This window comes from Mesorhizobium subarcticum (assembly GCF_055456085.1).
This window is the reverse complement of record NZ_CM144237.1, coordinates 5,135,364-5,151,287: the sequence shown is the minus strand read 5'-3', so window position 1 is coordinate 5,151,287 and position 15,924 is coordinate 5,135,364. Positions and strand designations below refer to the sequence as shown.

Genomic DNA, 15,924 nt, shown 5'->3' with positions numbered 1-15,924 from the left:
ATCGCAGCGTCAATGACGAAGCGTAGTGTTGCTGTTGGGCCTTGCAGGAGACAGGACAATGGTTAGCCGTCCGGGATGCACGCTGCTGCTGATGATCATTCTGGCGACTTTTGGCCAGGGCCGCTTGGCATATGCGACAGATGCCGGTGACGGCGTGGACCAGCCGGCCGCCAAGGCCGCCTTGCTCAAGGCCTATCCCGGGCTGTTCACCATCTCGGGCAATGTCCTGACCTGGACCGACGGCACCACGATGGTGTGGGACGACGGCAAGACCCGTGACGCCGACGCGCTGCTGGAGACGCCCGACATCGAGGACATGTTTCGCTACGTCTATCCCAAGGCAAGTGCTGGCGCGCTGGTCCCGGCGGAGGATTTCGATCCCGGCCGTATCCGCAACGAGGCCTTCTTCGAGAAGCTCTACGGCGCAAGCGCCGCGGAAGTGGGCAAGCACATCGCCAACGTCAAATGGCTGCCGAAACTCGGCAAGAAGACTGTGCAGGTCACCAGGGTCTTTGGCATCAACGACCGGCTGGGCAAGGTCTCCGATGCCCTTGAGGTCATGCCCGCGGAGCTAAGCCGCTACGGGCTCAAGCCCGGAGGCGGCTTTGTCTGGCGGCCCATCGCCGGCACCGACCGGTTGAGCGTCCACTCTTTCGGGGCAGCCTTCGATATCAATGTCGGCTTCTCCGACTACTGGTACAACAACAGAAACAAAGCCAACCCCAAGGCACACATTCCCTTCAAGAATCGCATCCCGCTCGCGATCGTCGACCTGTTCGAGAAAAACGGCTTCATCTGGGGCGGCCGCTGGTATCACTACGACACCATGCATTTCGAATACCGGCCTGAATTGCTGTTGTACAAGAAATCCGGCTGATCAAGGCGTCGGCGGCGGGCAGCCGTGCGGCGCGTTTGGTCGGCCAAAAAAAGAAATGCCGAAACTCGCCGATGCCGCCGTATGAGCGTCAATAACGAAGCCCCAGATCTCTGGCGCATTGCTGGCCGCTGGCAGTTGCCGCACCACAAACCCTGCGAAGGTCGGCACGGATGTTTTCGGAGTTCAACAACTCGGCGGCTTCCGGATAACCCTCGGCCAGCAACGCTGCAACGATCTCGGCTGGAGACTGGTGAATACCACCCTCTGCCAAAGCATGAGCCCGCTGATAGATATGATCGGTTCTGAGTTTGTTGGGCATTCTCAAGTCCCTCCCTTGATTAGCACTTGATAAACAACCCTTGAGGGGCGCTTACGTTCCATGCAACCTATGAGGGAATGCTTGCCAGTCACTATGTGGAGCGCCGAATCAACCTGTTCGTGGCCGCGAGGCAAGGATCACGGCGGCACCATCCGGAAATCCTTGCCCTCCGGCAGCAATTGTCCGCCATCGACGACAATGGTCGTGCCGGTGATGTAGCTGGCGTCGTCGGAGGCGAGGTACAGGAAGGCATTGGCGACGTCGCGCGGGCTGCCGAGCCGGCCGAGCGGGATGGAATCCTCCATGTTCTTGATATAGGCGGCGCCGCGATGCTGCTGGATGGCTTCGGTCAGGATGTTGCCGGGCTCGACGCCATTGACGGTGATGCCGTAGCCGGAGAACTCGAGCGCCGCCGAGCGGATGAAGCCGTTGATGCCGGCCTTGGTCGCCGCGTAGTGACCATGGCCGGGGCTGGTGACATGCGGGCCGGTGATGGATGAGGTGTAGAGCATGCGCCCGGAGTGCTGCGCTTTCATCGGCACCAGTGCCGCGCGGGTGGCATTGAAAGTGCCGCGCAGATTGACCGCCATCACGCGATCCCAATCATCGACGCTGGTGTTCTCAATCAACTGCCAGGGATAGATGCCGGCATTCTGCACGATGATGTCGAGGCGACCATATCGTTCGAGCGTCAGCTTCACGGCCGCTTCGGCATCGGCCATCAATGAGATATCGGTGCGGATGAAGGGGACGCCGAGCTCGTCCGCGGTCGCTTGCCCGGCTTCGGCTTCGCTGTCGGCGAGCACCAGCTTTGCGCCTTCCTCGGCGAAGCGCAGCGCGATACCCTTGCCGATGCCGCGCGCGCTGCCGATGATCAGCGCCACCTTGTCTTTCAGTCGTCCGGTCATGCCCGCCTTCCTGTCATGCGAGTCCTCCTGTCACGCGAGTCTTTGGCGAATGGTTTGCTTGAATGCGTCGAGCAGCACGGCGGCCAGCACCAGCAGGCCATGGATGACCTGGGTGAAGTTGGCCGGCAGCCCCATCAGATTGATCGCCGTGTTGATGGCCGACAGCAGCAGCACGCCGGCATAGACGCCGGGCAGGGTGCCGACGCCGCCCTTCAGGCTGACGCCGCCGATGACGACCGCCGCGAAGGCGTTGAACAGCAGGCCGACGCCGAGATTGGCGGTGGCGCCGGAAGTGCGGATCGCCAGCAGCCAGCCGGCGAGGCCGGCAATGGCGCCGGCAAGCACGAAGGCGATGATGAGGTTGCGGTTCACCCGGATACCGGCGCGGAAGGTTGCCGTCTCGTTGCCGCCGATCATCACCAGGTGCCGGCCAAACGGCGTCTTGGCCATGATCAGCGAGAAGATCACGAAACAGGCGATGGCGATCCAGGCGGTGAGCGGCAGGCCGATCAGCCGCTGGATGCCGAACCAGCGGATTGCCGGTGCCAGATCCTGCGCCGAGCGGCCGCCTGAAATGACCAGCACCAAGCCGCGCACCCAGATGTAGGAGGCCAGCGTGATGATGAAGGCGCTCATCTTCACCTTGACCACCAGATAGCCGTTGAAGGCGCCAATCAGGCCGCCGACGGCCAGTGCCAGCAGCAGCGACACCGGAACCATCAGCCATTCCGGGTGCAATTGGACGCCCATGCCGATGCCCGACGAGCAGAACAGAATGCCGACCGCCATGGCGCTGAGCGCCGCCACCGATTCGACCGACAGGTCCATGTGACCAGCGATGATGACCAGCGCCAGGCCGATCGACATGACGCCGAGCACGCTCGACGCCTCGATGATGTTGGCGAAAATGCCGAGCTGGAAATAGTTCGGGATGAAGATGGAAAACACCACCAGCACGAACAGCAGCATGAACCAGACGAGGTTGTCGAGAACGAACTCCAGGGCTTGGCGGGTGCGGGGGTTCATGGGCTGATCCGGCTGGCGCATGACCGGAGAACGATTCTCACAGGGATCATGCGCGGATTGGAATTGCTGAGAGTTGGCTCCGGACCGAGATGGCCCGGAGCATTTCAGGCAGCGTGCCTATTCGACTGACTTGACGGTGTCCGTCGGCGGCTTCTGGTTGCCCCAGAAGGCCGGATTGCCGACGTTTTCCTTGGTGATGGCGGCGCCCGGGATCTTGATGTTCGGGCCCCAGGTTTCCTTGGTGACGGTCGATTTCAGGCCAAGCACGTCATATTCGCCAGGCTTGATTTCCTGCTTCTTGACCACCTTGTCCATGAACATGGCGACGGCCGCGGCCTGCGCGTAGAGCGGCTGCTCGACTTCGACGTTGAGCCAGCCCTTACGGATCAGGTCGAGGCCGACCGGAGCCCCGTTCGAGCTCATCAGCATGACGTCGCCCGGCTTCTTGCCGGCGGCCTCGAGCGAGGCGACGGCAGCGACCGAAAGGTGCGCGGCGTGGCTGAAGATCAGGTCGATGTCGGGGTTGGCCAGCATCTGGTCGGCGACGATGGTGCCGGCATTGCTGGCTTCCCACTGCATGGCTGGCAGCGAGATGATCTTGACGTCCGGAAACGCCTTCATCTTCTCCTCAAAACCCTTCTGGATGTCGAGCGTGTAGGGGTCGCCGGGGTCGCCCAGCACCTGCAGGACTTTGCCCTTCACCGAGCCGTTCTTGGCTTTCAGCAGTTTCTCGGCCTGGTCGGCCGCGACATAGCCGATCTCGACCGTTCCGGCGACCGAGGTGAAGTCGGACGGCGTCGAGGTGATCTGGCGGTCGAACTCGACCACCGGAATGCCGGCGGCACGTGCGGCCTCGATCGACGGTTTAAGCGCGTTGAAATCGACCGCGGCCAGGATGATCGCCGCCGGCTTGAGCGCGATGACGTCGTTCATCTGCGATTGCTGCGCGTCGGTCTTGTTGTCGGCGTTCAGCGTCTTCATCTCATAGCCGGTCTGCTTGAGGAACAGCTCCAGCGCGCTCACCGAGCCGGTCTGGAACTCGTCGAGCAGCGTCGGCACCATGTAATAGACGACACCCTTGGACTGGGCGAATGCCGGCGTGAGCGTGGCAAAGGCCAGTGCCAGGATGCCGAAGACAGCAAGAAGTATTCGCTTCATGTCGTTGGCTCCCTGTTAAGCCGGACCCCTCTTGTCCCTCAGCCCGCCGGTCCGGCACCGGCAAGCGTCTCTCCGGTGATCATGTTGATCACCGCATCGGGACTTGTTTTGTTGCGTGCGACATCGCCCGCCACGACGCCTTGCCGGATCACCACGATCCGGTCGGCGACCTGAAAGGCTTGCTGCATGATGTGGGTGATGATGACGACGCCGATGCCTTGGCTCGCCACCTGGCGGATCATGTCGAGACCGCGTCGGGTCTGCTCGACGCCAAGGGCGGCAAACGGCTCGTCGAGCAGCACCAGCTTGCCGCCCCAGTGCACGAAGCGGTTGAGCTCGATGGCCTGACGCTGGCCGCCCGAGAGGTGCTCGACATTGGTGCGCAGGGAAGGGATACGGGTGCCGGCGCTGGCCAGCGCCTTTTCGACGACCGCCTCCATGGCGCGCTCGTCGAGCACCGGAATGCCAAGAACCTTCCTGGTGATCTCGCGGCCCATGAAGAAATTGGCGACCACGTCGACATTGGTGCAAAGCGACAGGTCCTGGTAGACAGTCTCGATGCCAGCCGCCTTCGCTTCGGCGGGTGACCTCGCCAAAAACTCCTTGCCCTCGAACAGCATGCGGCCCGAGGTCGGCTCCAGTCCGCCTGATATGATCTTGACCAGCGTCGACTTGCCGGCGCCGTTGTCGCCCAGCAACGCCACCACCTCGCCCTTGCCGATCGAGAAGCTGATCCCTTTCAGCGCTTCGATCGCGCCGTAGTTCTTGGTGACGTTGTCGAGCACCAGCAGCGGTTCGCTCATGCGGCTATCTCCTTGGCCGCGAGGGGATCGCGGCCGCGTTCGCGCTCGGCAGCGAACATCTGGCCGAAGCGCGGCGACAGCACTCCGGAAACCGCAAGGGCGGCAGCACCGCGCAACACCGAATGCTGCCCGCCGCGTGCGACCATGACCCGGGGCGTCGTGCGGTCCTTGCGCGCCGAGACGGAGTTGTGCAGGCCGTTAGTCGAACCCGCCAGCCGTTCGAGCAGATCGGTGGACGCCAGCCCGCCAAGGATGACCGTTTCAGGGTCGAACAGGTTCTCGATGACGGCGATGGCATTGCGAAAGATCGGCGCGACGTCCGCGACCCAATCGGCCTCTGAGCCATTCCAGCGCCGGAGCGCTTCCAGCGAGAGGTATCTTTCGAGACAGCCGCTGTTGCCGCAAGGGCAAGCCTCGCCTCCGGGAACGACAGGGATATGCCCGACCTCACCGGCATTTCCCCAGGCGCCACGCTGCACGCTGCCATCATGCACCATGGCGCCACCGAGGCCGACGCCGAAGTAGAGATAGTAATAGTCAGAGAACTGGGCACCGAGGCCGTAGAGCCGTTCGCCCATGGCCGCCGCCGCCATATCGGTTTCGAAGAAGGCCGGCAGTCCGGTCGACGCCGCCAGCCGCTCGCGCAGCGCCACATCCTTCCAGCCGGTCATGGTGGTCGGGCCGACAAAACTCATGGATTCGACACCGAACGGACCGGGCAGCGCCAGGCCCACCCCAAGAACGCGTCCTCCAGCCCGCAACCTGGTCAATTCAATCACCATCGCGCCGATCAGGTCGAAGGCATGGTCAGGCGTCGCGTTCGGGGCCTCGCGATAGCTGCTCTCGATCACGTCGCCGCTCAAATTGATCAAGGCGGCATTGATGCCGAGAGGGGTGATGTGGATGCCGACAGCATAGCCGCCCTCGGGATTGATCCGCAGCGTCGCCGGCGGCAGGCCGCGCCCCTTCGGCTCCTCACGCACGGAGAGGATGTACCCCTGTTCTTCCAGTTCGCGAACGATGGTCGATACTGTCTGGACGGTAAGCCCGACGCGGCTGGCGATCTCGCCGCGGGCGATCGGTCCGTGCAGGCGGATGGACTCAAGCACGATGCGCCGGTTGTACGGCCGCCCGAACTCCTGATTGGTCCCTCGCAATGCCATGCCTTGCGCCCCCAGTTAACCCAAGGTTCGCATCAAAGATTTATTCAGTCAAATGGAATTCAAAAATAAATTGAAAGCTGCATCCCAGCCCGGGGAAGGCCACAGGTCGCACTCGGCCCAGGACCTGTTCACCTGTCGCCCTTGGCCGATTGCCGCCATGACAAAACCGCTTCAAGGGTGAGCAAACCTCGTAACCGTTGACCCACCAAGGCATGGAGTAGAGATGATCGAACTGCCGTTTGCCCGCGACGAATACCAGCAGCGGCTTCGCAAGATCCGCACCGAGATGGCGAAGCGCGGTCTCGAACTCCTCATCGTCAACGACGTTGCCAACCAGCACTACATCACCGGCTATGATGGCTGGTCATTCTACGCGCCGCAGGTGGTGCTGATTCCGATCGAGGAGGTCGAGCCGGTCTGGATCGGGCGGGCCATGGATGCGGCCGGCGGTCTTCTGACGGCCTGGATGAAGCCCGAAAACGTGGTCGGTTTCCCGGAAGATCATGTTCAGCGGGCCGATCGCCATCCCATGGATTGGATCGCGAGCTGGATCGTCGCCAAGGGCTGGGGTGTCAGGCACATCGGTATCGAACTCGAGGCCTATTATTTCTCGCCCAAGGCACATGCCAGGCTGGTCGCCGGACTTCCCAATGCGAAATGGCACGACGCCGATCTGCTGGTGAACTGGATCCGTGCGGTCAAATCGGCGCCCGAGATAGTCTATCTGCGCAAGGCGTCGACGCTGGCCGAGACTGCGGTCGCGCGCGCCTTCGAGGTGATCGCGCCGGGCGTGCGCGAGTGCGATGCGATTGCCGCCATCCAGGCGGCGCAGATCGCCGGCAGCCCGGATTTCGCCGGCGACATCACCGCTCTTCCACCGACCATTCTTGGCGGCGAGAATGCTTCCGCGCCGCACATCATGTGGAGCGACCGGCGGTTCGGAGATAACGAAACGATTGCACTCGAACTTGCCGGTGTCTGCCGCCGCTATGCGGCCGGGTTGGCGAGAACGATGCAGCTCGGCAAGACGCCGACGCGTGTCGCGGACACGGCAAAGGCGGTGATCGAGGGCATGGACGCGGTGCTCGACGCGGTAAGGCCGGGAACGACTGCCGAGGCGGTCGAAGGTGCATGGCGCAAAGTCATCCAGCGCTACGGACTGAAGAAGGAATCGCGCATCGGCTATTCCATCGGCGTCGCCTATCCGCCGGATTGGGGCGAACACACGATCAGCCTGCGGCCAGGCGACAAGACGGTGCTTCAGCCCGGCAATGTCGTTCATTCCATCCTCGGCATGTGGATGGATGGCTGGGGGATCGAGATCAGCGAGACCATCCTGGTCACCGAAACCGGCCATGAGACGCTGACCAGGTTTCCGCGAGAGATCCATGTCAAATCCTGAGGGGTCGGCCATGGCAGGCGGCGTTGCCAGTCTCGGTGCAGTCGATATCGACGCCGGCATCCTCAACCGGATGATCGAGATCCGCCGCCATTTGCACCGCAATCCGGAACTGTCGAACCGCGAAGCCAACACGCAGAATTATCTCAGGCAGATGCTGGCCGGCGAGGGGATATCAGACATTCGCGACGTCGCGGGCTTTGGCCTGGCCGTCGATATTGTCGGCACCGGCAAGCCGTCGAACCGAAAGATTGCCATTCGCGCCGACATCGATGCCTTGCCGATCGAGGAAGAATCCGGCGTCGATTATGCGTCAACCAATCCCGGCGTCATGCATGCCTGCGGTCATGACGCCCACGCATCCATGGGCTTCGCGGTCGCCGCGCATCTGCATCGATCAAGGGCCGATTTTGGCGGCACCGTGCGCCTCATCTTCCAGCCGGCCGAGGAGGACTTGCCCTCTGGCGGCAAGCGGGTGGTGGAAGAGGGGTTGCTCGACGATGTCGATGCAGCGATCTGCCTTCATGTCGATCCCTACACGCCATCCGGCAAGATCGCGGTCCGTTCAGGTCCCTACACGCTGGCGTGCGACACGTTCGATGCAATTGTCACCGGCGAGGCGGCGCATGCGGCAAAGCCCTATGAGGGCGTCGATGCGATTGCCGTGGCCTGCGCCATGGTAAGCGAGCTGCAGAAGATCGTGTCGCGCGAGATCGATCCTTACGATCCGCTGGTCATTTCAGTCACCGGCATCAATGGCGGCAGCGCCTACAATGTGATCGCCGGCAAGGTCGCTTTGAAAGGGACCATTCGCAGCGGCAGCGACGCAACCCGCGAGCGGGCATGGCGGCGCGTTCGCGAAATCCTGGAGGGCATAGCCGCAAGCCACGGCGCCAGCGTGCAGCTCGATATCCATAGGGGTGAACCTGGGGTCGTCAACGATCGCGAGATGGCGGAGCTGATTGTAGCCAGCGGCAAGGTCTGTATCGGCGCCGACAACGTCCTCAACACGCCCGGATGGACCATCGCCGACGACTTTGGCTACTTCAGCGAGAAGCGTCCATCGGTCTATTTCCGGCTCGGCATTCGCAACGAGGCGGTCGGCTCGGTCTTTCCGCTTCACCATCCCAAATTTCGCGTCGATGAGGCCGCTTTGAAGGTTGGCGCGGCGACCCTGGTTGTGGCGGCGACAAGATTTCTGTCGACGCAATCGGAAAGCACCGGCTGATCAAAGCAGTTCAGTATTTGATGACCCGGCGCTCGACCAGTACGACGGCGCAGAACAGGGCGATCGACAGGCAAGACGACAGCACGATCGCCGCATAGAGCCGGTCCGACTGGTAATTGAAACTCGCCTGGATGATCAGCGCGCCGAGGCCCTTGTCCGAGCCGATCCATTCGCCGACGATGCCGCCGATCACCGCCGTTGCCGATGCGATGCGGAGTGAGGAGAACAGCATCGGCAGCGCGCGCGGCAGGCGCAGGCCCCAGAAGATCTCCCAGCGCGTCGCCGACAGTACGCGAAACAGCTCGTGCTCATTATCGCTGGCCGAATCCAGGCCGCGGATCATGTTCACCAGCGTCGGGAAGAAGCAGATCACCGCCGCGATGACGATCTTGGGCGTCATGCCCAGCCCGAAGATCAGGATGATGATCGGCGACAGCGCCAGGATCGGAATGGTGTTGAAGAACAGCACGATCGGAAAATAGGTGGCCTGCAGGATACGGTTGTGCACGAACAGAACGGCCAGCAGCACGGCTGCCAGATTGCCGATGACGAACCCCGCCAGCGCCTCGATCAGCGTTGGTCTCAGATTGTCCATGAGCAGCGCGAAATTCTTCTGGAAGACCCCAAAGATCGCGGTCGGGGTCGGCACGATATAGGCCGGCACGCCGAGCAGCGGCAGCAAATATTGCCAGGCAAGCAGAAGCGAAGCCGCGCCGAGAACGGGCAGGGCTATTGCCAACTGCGGCGACAGCGCCGCCGGCCTCATGATGCCTGCTCCAGTGCGCTGCGCAACTCGGCCATGGCGGCGACGATTGCCGGGTCTTCGCGCGAACAGCGGTTGCCGTCCTGTTTGAGCGGCCGCAGATCCAAATCCCTAACCAGCCGCCCGGGATTGGCGGCAAGCACAATCACGCGCTCGCCGAGATAGGCGGCTTCGGCGATCGAATGGGTGACGAAAAGGATCGTCGTGCCGGTGCGCCGCCACAGATTGAGAAGCTCGTCGTTGAGGCGGTCGCGGGTGATCTCGTCGAGCGCTCCGAACGGTTCATCCATCAAAAGCAGCTTCGGCTGCCCCAGCAAGGCGCGGGCGATGGCCACACGCTGGCGCTGGCCGCCGGAGAGTTGATGCGGCAGGCGTTCGCCAAAGCCGGCAAGCCCCATCAGCTCCAGCAATTCCTCGCTGCGGTCTTCGATCTTGCGCGTTAGACTGCCTTGCCCGACGCCAAGTGGCAGGCGGACATTGTCGCGCACGGTACGCCAGGGCAGCAGGGTCGAATCCTGGAAGACGAAGCCGACATCGCGGCGTGAGCGCACCGCATGCGGCGTATCGCCCAGCACGCTGATCGCGCCGCCGAGCGGGTCAAGCAGGTCGGCGACCACACGCAGCAAGGTCGACTTGCCGCAGCCGGACGGGCCGAGGATCGACAGGAAGCAGCCGGCCTCGACGGTGAGGTCGAGACCAGACAGCACTTTGACGGCCGACTGGCGGCCGCCATAGCCGACGTCCAGCCTGCTGGCTTCAATCGCGTTCGCCATCAGGCGGCGGGCGCGTCGAGCTTCGGCCGATCGGCGGCCGAAAGTTCGAGGATCTTGGTGGTGTAGACGTCGGTCGCCTTCGGACGTCCGTTCGGGTATTGGCCGACCTTGTCGAGCAATGCCAACTGCTCTTCGATCGAGGCGGGATCGAACGTGCCCCAGCCGTCCTTGGCCGTTGCACCGTCGAAAGAGAGTTTCAGCACGAGGTTGACGGTCTTCTCTTCCCAGCCAAGGTCCATTTCGGGATAGGCGGCGACCATTTTCTTCACCGCCTCCTGCGGGTTGGCGTGCACCCAGCCCCAGCCCTTGGCGACCGCGCCTATGAACTTGGCCAGTGTATCCGGGTCCTTCTCGATCGCCGCATCGGTGGCGAAATAGACATCGGCATAGGAATTCAAGCCGAGATCACGCACCAGAAGGTCGATGCGGTCGTCGCCGACGACGCTCAGCGCCTGCGTGTTGGTGATCCAGCCGCCAATGGCGTCGACATCGCCGCGCACCAGTGGCCCCTTGTCGAAGCCGACATTGATGACCGTGAGGTCGGACGCACTCAAGCCGTTCTTGGCCAGGATTTCATCCATGACAAAACGCGCCGTCGGCTGGATGCCGATCTTCTTGCCCTTGAGGTCAGCCACATTGCGGATCGGGTTGGCGGCCTTGGAGGTTAGCGCATAGGGGCCGGTGCGGAAACCGCAGGCAATGATCTTCACCGGCACACCGCTGGCGCGTGCGGCATAGAGCTGCGGCGTTTCGGAGAATTGGCCAAGCTGTGCCGCGCCCGAGATGACCGGCGGCACGGTCGATGCGTTCGGGCCGCCCGGGCTGAATTCCACATCGAGCCCGGCGTCCTTGAAATAGCCATTGGCGACGGCGGCGATGTCGCCGATCTGGCCGTTGGACATCAGCCAGTCATATTGGATGACGACCTTTCCAGCGGCCTTCGCGCCCGGCGTCAGAACCAGCTGCATTCCGCCCGATGCCACGGCAACAGCCGCCAGGCCGGACTTCATGAAGCTGCGGCGGTTCATCTCGTAGTCATTGTTCCCATTCATTTTTCGCTCCTGTTGCAAGACTGTCTCGTCTCTTCATTACGCGCCGTTCCCTTGGCGCGGTGTCGTCTACGGCTGTTCGTCGTGGTAGTCGCCGGGGCCGCCGTCGAGCCAGGCATAGAGTTCCCAAAGCGTGTCGTCAGGGTCGGTGAAATAGGCGCAGCGCGCGTTCCAGACATAGTTTTCGGGCGGGCCATAGAACGGCACGCCCTTTGCGGTCAGCTCGGCATGCAGCCGGTCAATCTCGCCGGGTGCGCCGAGCTGGACGGCGACACAGACCTTGTGGGCATGGCGCGGCGACCGCAGTTTCGAAACGCCGGCATGCTGGCCGATATGGTCAATCTCCCAGGCCGCCAGTGTCACGCCCTCGCTGTGGAAGTCGGCAAAACCCTCGGCGCGGCGGCGCAAGCGGAAGCCGAGCTTGTCGACATAGAAATCCACCGTCCGCCCGATATCCTCGACGAGAAGGCAGACGTCGGAAATTCGATATGCGGTGCCCAGCGACATGATTATTTCCCTTCCTCGGCACGCTGGGTGCGCAACGGCAGCTTGACGCCGACGCGGTCGGCCGCGCCGATGATGTGCGCGCGCATCGCGGCTTCGGCTTCTGCCGGGTTGCCGGCGACCAGCGCCTCGTAGATGCGCACATGCTCGCCGACATTGACTTCCACCAGATCGTGCAAGGGGTTGGTCTGACGTGCGTAATAGATCGAGCGCCGGATCTGCTCGCAGACGAAGGAAATGAAGGTGTGGATGTAGCTGTTGCCAGTCGCCCGGGCGATTTCGCGATGAAACAGCAGGTCGGCGTCGATGCTGCCGTCCTCCCAGCGCTCCTCGCCGCTCATCCGGTCGAGTGCCGCCTTGATGGCATCGAGATGCTCCTGGTCCCGGCGTTCGGCGGCAAGTGCGGCGGACTCGGCCTCGAGGATGCAGCGCAGCTCGAACAGCCGCTCCATGTTCTGCCCCTCCTTCAGCGTCTCGCGGTCGATGCGGATCGACGCGCGCTGTTCCGGGGCGAGGACGAAGGAGCCGATGCCTTGCCGCGCCTCCACCATGCCGTCGGCGCGCAGTTGCGCGATCGCCTCGCGCACCACGTTGCGGCTGACGCCGAATTTCTCCGAAAGCTGCTGTTCCGTCGGCAGCAGGCTGCCCGGATTGAGATCGCCGGACTCGATCTCGCGGCTGAGGAAGGCGGCAACCCGGTGCGGCAGCGCCTCGACGGTGCCGATGGCGGCCAGTCGTTGTTTCATGACAAGGTCTCCGTCGCGGGAAAGAGGCAGCCGGGGTTCATAAGCCTGTTCGGATCGAGCGCATCTTTCAGCGTGCTGACCAGCCGGCGGTGGACAGGAGACATTCCCGCCCAATAGACGCGTCTACGGATGCGCCCGATGCCGTGCTCGGCGCTGATCGAGCCGCCAAGCGCATTGGTGATGTCGTACAGCCCGGTGGTAATGGCGGCGCCCGTGGTGCGCGCGTCGGGTTCGGCAAGGTCGAGCGGCGGCAGGACGCTGAAATGGATGTTGCCGTCGCCGGCGTGGCCGTAGGCAGCCGACAGCCAGCCCGGATGATCCCGCGCAACGAAGTCACGGGCCCGGGCGATGAGGGTGGGAATGTCGGAGATGCGCACCGAGAGATCGGTGCGCACGTGATAGCCACGCTTGGCCTGGCCCTCGACCAGCCCTTCGCGAATGGCCCAGAAAGCCCGTGCCTGCGCGCCGCTTTCGGCCAGCACTGCATCGGCGACAAGTTCGTGTTCCATCGCGTTGGCAAGAAAGTCGACCAGCAGCGTCCGGAGGTCGACCGCGGCACTTGACGAAAGTTCGATCAGCACATGAACAGGGGCAGTTACTGGAGCGACGGTGTTCAGATCGACAAGGCGTGCAAGCTCCATGCATTCCGCGCCGATGATCTCGAAGGCGGATATCTGGTCGGAGCATCCGCGCCGGGCTTGTCTGAACAGCGCGATCGCCGCCTCGAATGAGGGAAGGCCCAGATACGCCGTCTCGACCTTGCCGGGCTTCGGAAACAGCTTGACCTCGACACCTGTGATGATGCCCAGCGTGCCCTCCGCGCCGATGAAAAGCTGCTTCAGGTCGTAGCCGCGATTGTCCTTGCGCAGGCCGGAAAAGCCGCTCCACAATTCGCCGTCCGGCAGCACCACCTCTAGACCAACAATGAGATCGCGGGCCATGCCGTAGCGCAGGACATTGACGCCACCGGCATTGCTGGCGGCGTTGCCGCCGATCTGGCAGCTGCCCTGAGCGCCGAGCGCCAGCGGAAACAAACAGTCCTGGGCCTCGGCAGCATCCTTGACGTGTTGCAGGATGCAGCCGGCATCGGCTTGCAGGGTGAAATTGTCGGCGTCGACGACGCGGATCCTGTTCAGCCGCTCCAGGCTGATGATCACCGCGCCGTGGGCAGCTGTGCCGATGTCGATCGCGCCCGCGACAAGCCCGGTGTTGCCGCCCTGCGGGATCATCGCCAGTCCGAGCTCCCCGCACAGCCGAACCGCGGCCTGAACCTCGGCAACCGAAGCCGGTTTCAGCACCGCAAGTGCGCCGCCGTGGTGATCGCCGGACCAGTCCACGAGGTATTTCGCCATGTCGGCTGCGTCAGCGACCACGCCGCTTTGCCCCAGAAGATGCTCCAGGGCGGTAAGAACGTCAGATGAAATACCGTGGATGGTCATTACAGGGTCGGCGTTGGTGTTGTAGCGTATGGTTATACATATCATCCTACAACCTAAATTGTGTCAACACCGGCAGACCGAACGGCCGTAGACAAGTCGCCTTGCTTGCATGGGAAGCGAAGCGGCTGGCCGGCAGTCGTGGCCGACACGGATAGCGATTACCCGGCCCCGGATTGCTTCCAAAAAGGGGTAGATTCGGTTTGAGGGCTATTGGGTGCCATTCAGGTCAGGACTGGCGGGCCTCAGAGAAACTGGGCGACCTTCTTGCCGACGGTGAGGAAGCGCAACGGATCGATCGCTTCGCCATTGTGGCGGACTTCATAGTGCAGATGCGGGCCGGTCGAGCGGCCGCTGCTGCCGGTCTTGCCGATGATGGCGCCGGCATCCAGTTTTTCGCCCACGGTCACGTCGATTTCGCTGAGATGCCCGTAGCGGGTCGAAAACCCATTGCCGTGGTCGACCTCGACCATGCGGCCATAACCGCCGTTCCAGCCGGCCTTGATGACGATGCCAGGCGCCGTGACCTTGGCGCCCATACCGATCGGCGCTCTGAAATCCATCCCGGAATGCAGTGCGGCGGTACCGAGAATGGGATCGGTGCGCACGCCGAATGGGCTGGTGACGGAGTGGCCGGGAGCCGGATTGGCCAGCGGCAGCTGACGTGCTTCTTTCTTGAGATGGTCAAGCGTATCCAGCGCTTCGTCCAGTTCCTTGACCTTGCTATCGAAGATCATCGAGCTGTCGAGCGGGATCAGCGGTCCGCCGACATCGCTCTCATTCTTGCCGAAATCACTGTCGACCGGCAGGCCGGCAGCCTGGAGCGCCTGAGTGATCGCGTCGGCGCTCTTGTAGGCATTGTCGGCAAGCGTGTTGATGCGGGTAAGCTGCTCGTTCTCGATGGATTTCAGCGACTGGTTGATCGAAACGAACAGCTTGTCGGCGCGATCGGCGGCTGAATCGTTGGGCAGTGGATCGCTGCGGGTCGACCACAACGAGAATGGCCTGGTGTCGGCGGCGCCGAGATCGGCACTGAGACTGGCAACCGCGTAATTCTGCGCCGGCTGGTTGATGCTGCCGGTCACGTCGGCGTGCTTGTCGGGCTTGGCAGCCGCGGCCGGATTCTCAGTGGGCGCCGTTCCGACCTCATTCTCGGCACGTTCGAGCAGCGGGCCGAGACGGCCATGGCGCTGGCTCAACTGGCTCTGACGCTCGATCAGTTCGCTGACCTTGGTTTCCATCAATTGCTGGTCGAGCAACTGGCGGCTGGTGATGCGGTCGACCTGGGCACGAAGCGCTGAAATGCGGTCCTCGTAGGCCTGCTGCATGCGCGCCTGGCGCGCGGTGGTGGCGCCGATGAGGTCGTCGCGCAGCACGAGATAGGACGTGGCCAGGAGGTAACCGATGGCGATGGCGGCGAGTGCTGAACCGATGAATGCCGCGAGCCAGGGCCGGATCGTGAAGTGCCTGATCTCATTGCCCCGGGCGATGATGACCGTGTGGGGTTCCTTGCGCCTGCCGAAGATTGCGGACTGACCGGTTGCGTTCACGGGACCAAGCTTTCGTTTACGACATCACGACAAGCTTGATTACACATTATTAGGGTTAACAAAGGCTTGCCGGATTACATGAGCGGCAACGAATGCAAGCGGCGCGGGCAAACGGTTGCATGAAAATGCCGGGAATGGCCGCCACCCTGTAGCGAGATCATCGGCAATGAGCATCCATGTGCTCCCGGCAAAACGGCCCATCATTGTCGGGTCAAGTCCAGT

General features: G+C 62.9%; 16 protein-coding genes. 3 read left to right on the top strand and 13 right to left on the bottom strand.

What is annotated here, in order from left to right; all coding sequences use genetic code 11:
* The first annotated feature begins 58 nt into the window (after positions 1–58).
* Complete coding sequence (locus ACZYHG_RS25170) at positions 59–877, top strand: M15 family metallopeptidase (protein WP_464610838.1); 819 nt, start codon at positions 59–61, stop codon at positions 875–877.
* Between the two features lie 88 nt (positions 878–965).
* Here the strand turns inward: ACZYHG_RS25170 and ACZYHG_RS25165 are convergent, their stop codons facing one another.
* The 6 genes from ACZYHG_RS25165 to ACZYHG_RS25140 all read right to left on the bottom strand — a co-directional run bounded on the left by ACZYHG_RS25165 (position 966) and on the right by ACZYHG_RS25140 (position 6,254).
* The gene (locus ACZYHG_RS25165) at positions 966–1,196 is read right to left on the bottom strand and encodes a hypothetical protein (protein ID WP_464610837.1); all 231 of its coding nucleotides are present in this window, start codon (positions 1,194–1,196) and stop codon (positions 966–968) included.
* Positions 1,197–1,333: 137 nt separating this feature from the next.
* Positions 1,334–2,104: an SDR family NAD(P)-dependent oxidoreductase gene (locus tag ACZYHG_RS25160; protein ID WP_464610836.1), complete on the bottom strand. Its 771-nt coding sequence runs from the start codon at positions 2,102–2,104 to the stop codon at positions 1,334–1,336.
* A gap of 30 nt (positions 2,105–2,134) precedes the next feature.
* Positions 2,135–3,130 carry an ABC transporter permease gene (locus ACZYHG_RS25155; protein WP_464610835.1) on the bottom strand — a complete coding sequence of 332 codons (996 nt, stop codon included), beginning with the start codon at positions 3,128–3,130 and terminating at the stop codon, positions 2,135–2,137.
* Between the two features lie 117 nt (positions 3,131–3,247).
* Positions 3,248–4,288 carry a sugar ABC transporter substrate-binding protein gene (locus tag ACZYHG_RS25150; RefSeq protein ID WP_464610834.1) on the bottom strand — a complete coding sequence of 347 codons (1,041 nt, stop codon included), beginning with the start codon at positions 4,286–4,288 and terminating at the stop codon, positions 3,248–3,250.
* A gap of 38 nt (positions 4,289–4,326) precedes the next feature.
* Positions 4,327–5,091, bottom strand: a complete 765-nt coding sequence (locus tag ACZYHG_RS25145) for an ATP-binding cassette domain-containing protein (protein WP_464610833.1) — start codon at positions 5,089–5,091, stop codon at positions 4,327–4,329.
* Positions 5,088–6,254 (bottom strand): ROK family transcriptional regulator, encoded by a 1,167-nt coding sequence (locus ACZYHG_RS25140; protein WP_464610832.1) that lies wholly within the window; start codon positions 6,252–6,254, stop codon positions 5,088–5,090. The genes ACZYHG_RS25145 and ACZYHG_RS25140 overlap by 4 nt, the downstream gene beginning before the upstream one ends.
* Positions 6,255–6,477: 223 nt before the next feature.
* Between ACZYHG_RS25140 and ACZYHG_RS25135 the strand changes: the two genes are divergently transcribed.
* Both ACZYHG_RS25135 and ACZYHG_RS25130 read left to right on the top strand, forming a co-directional pair.
* Positions 6,478–7,656 carry a M24 family metallopeptidase gene (locus ACZYHG_RS25135; RefSeq protein WP_464610831.1) on the top strand — a complete coding sequence of 393 codons (1,179 nt, stop codon included), beginning with the start codon at positions 6,478–6,480 and terminating at the stop codon, positions 7,654–7,656.
* Positions 7,643–8,881: a M20 metallopeptidase family protein gene (locus tag ACZYHG_RS25130; protein WP_464610830.1), complete on the top strand. Its 1,239-nt coding sequence runs from the start codon at positions 7,643–7,645 to the stop codon at positions 8,879–8,881. The genes ACZYHG_RS25135 and ACZYHG_RS25130 overlap by 14 nt, the downstream gene beginning before the upstream one ends.
* A 10-nt stretch (positions 8,882–8,891) precedes the next feature.
* Here the strand turns inward: ACZYHG_RS25130 and ACZYHG_RS25125 are convergent, their stop codons facing one another.
* The 7 genes from ACZYHG_RS25125 to ACZYHG_RS25095 form a co-directional block, all read right to left on the bottom strand.
* Positions 8,892–9,647: an ABC transporter permease gene (locus ACZYHG_RS25125; RefSeq protein ID WP_464610829.1), complete on the bottom strand. Its 756-nt coding sequence runs from the start codon at positions 9,645–9,647 to the stop codon at positions 8,892–8,894.
* Positions 9,644–10,417 (bottom strand): ABC transporter ATP-binding protein, encoded by a 774-nt coding sequence (locus ACZYHG_RS25120; protein WP_464610828.1) that lies wholly within the window; start codon positions 10,415–10,417, stop codon positions 9,644–9,646. Before ACZYHG_RS25120 ends, ACZYHG_RS25125 begins: the two co-directional genes overlap by 4 nt.
* Positions 10,417–11,445, bottom strand: coding sequence for an ABC transporter substrate-binding protein (locus ACZYHG_RS25115; protein ID WP_464614782.1), 1,029 nt, complete (start codon positions 11,443–11,445; stop codon positions 10,417–10,419). The genes ACZYHG_RS25120 and ACZYHG_RS25115 overlap by 1 nt, the downstream gene beginning before the upstream one ends.
* Before the next feature lie 90 nt (positions 11,446–11,535).
* Positions 11,536–11,973 (bottom strand): VOC family protein, encoded by a 438-nt coding sequence (locus tag ACZYHG_RS25110; RefSeq protein ID WP_464610827.1) that lies wholly within the window; start codon positions 11,971–11,973, stop codon positions 11,536–11,538.
* Positions 11,974–11,975: 2 nt separating this feature from the next.
* Positions 11,976–12,716 (bottom strand): FadR/GntR family transcriptional regulator, encoded by a 741-nt coding sequence (locus ACZYHG_RS25105; protein WP_464610826.1) that lies wholly within the window; start codon positions 12,714–12,716, stop codon positions 11,976–11,978.
* Positions 12,713–14,155, bottom strand: a complete 1,443-nt coding sequence (locus tag ACZYHG_RS25100) for an FAD-binding oxidoreductase (RefSeq protein WP_464614781.1) — start codon at positions 14,153–14,155, stop codon at positions 12,713–12,715. The genes ACZYHG_RS25105 and ACZYHG_RS25100 overlap by 4 nt, the downstream gene beginning before the upstream one ends.
* Positions 14,156–14,397: 242 nt before the next feature.
* Positions 14,398–15,702 carry a M23 family metallopeptidase gene (locus ACZYHG_RS25095; RefSeq protein ID WP_464610825.1) on the bottom strand — a complete coding sequence of 435 codons (1,305 nt, stop codon included), beginning with the start codon at positions 15,700–15,702 and terminating at the stop codon, positions 14,398–14,400.
* Between the last annotated feature and the right edge of the window lie 222 nt (positions 15,703–15,924).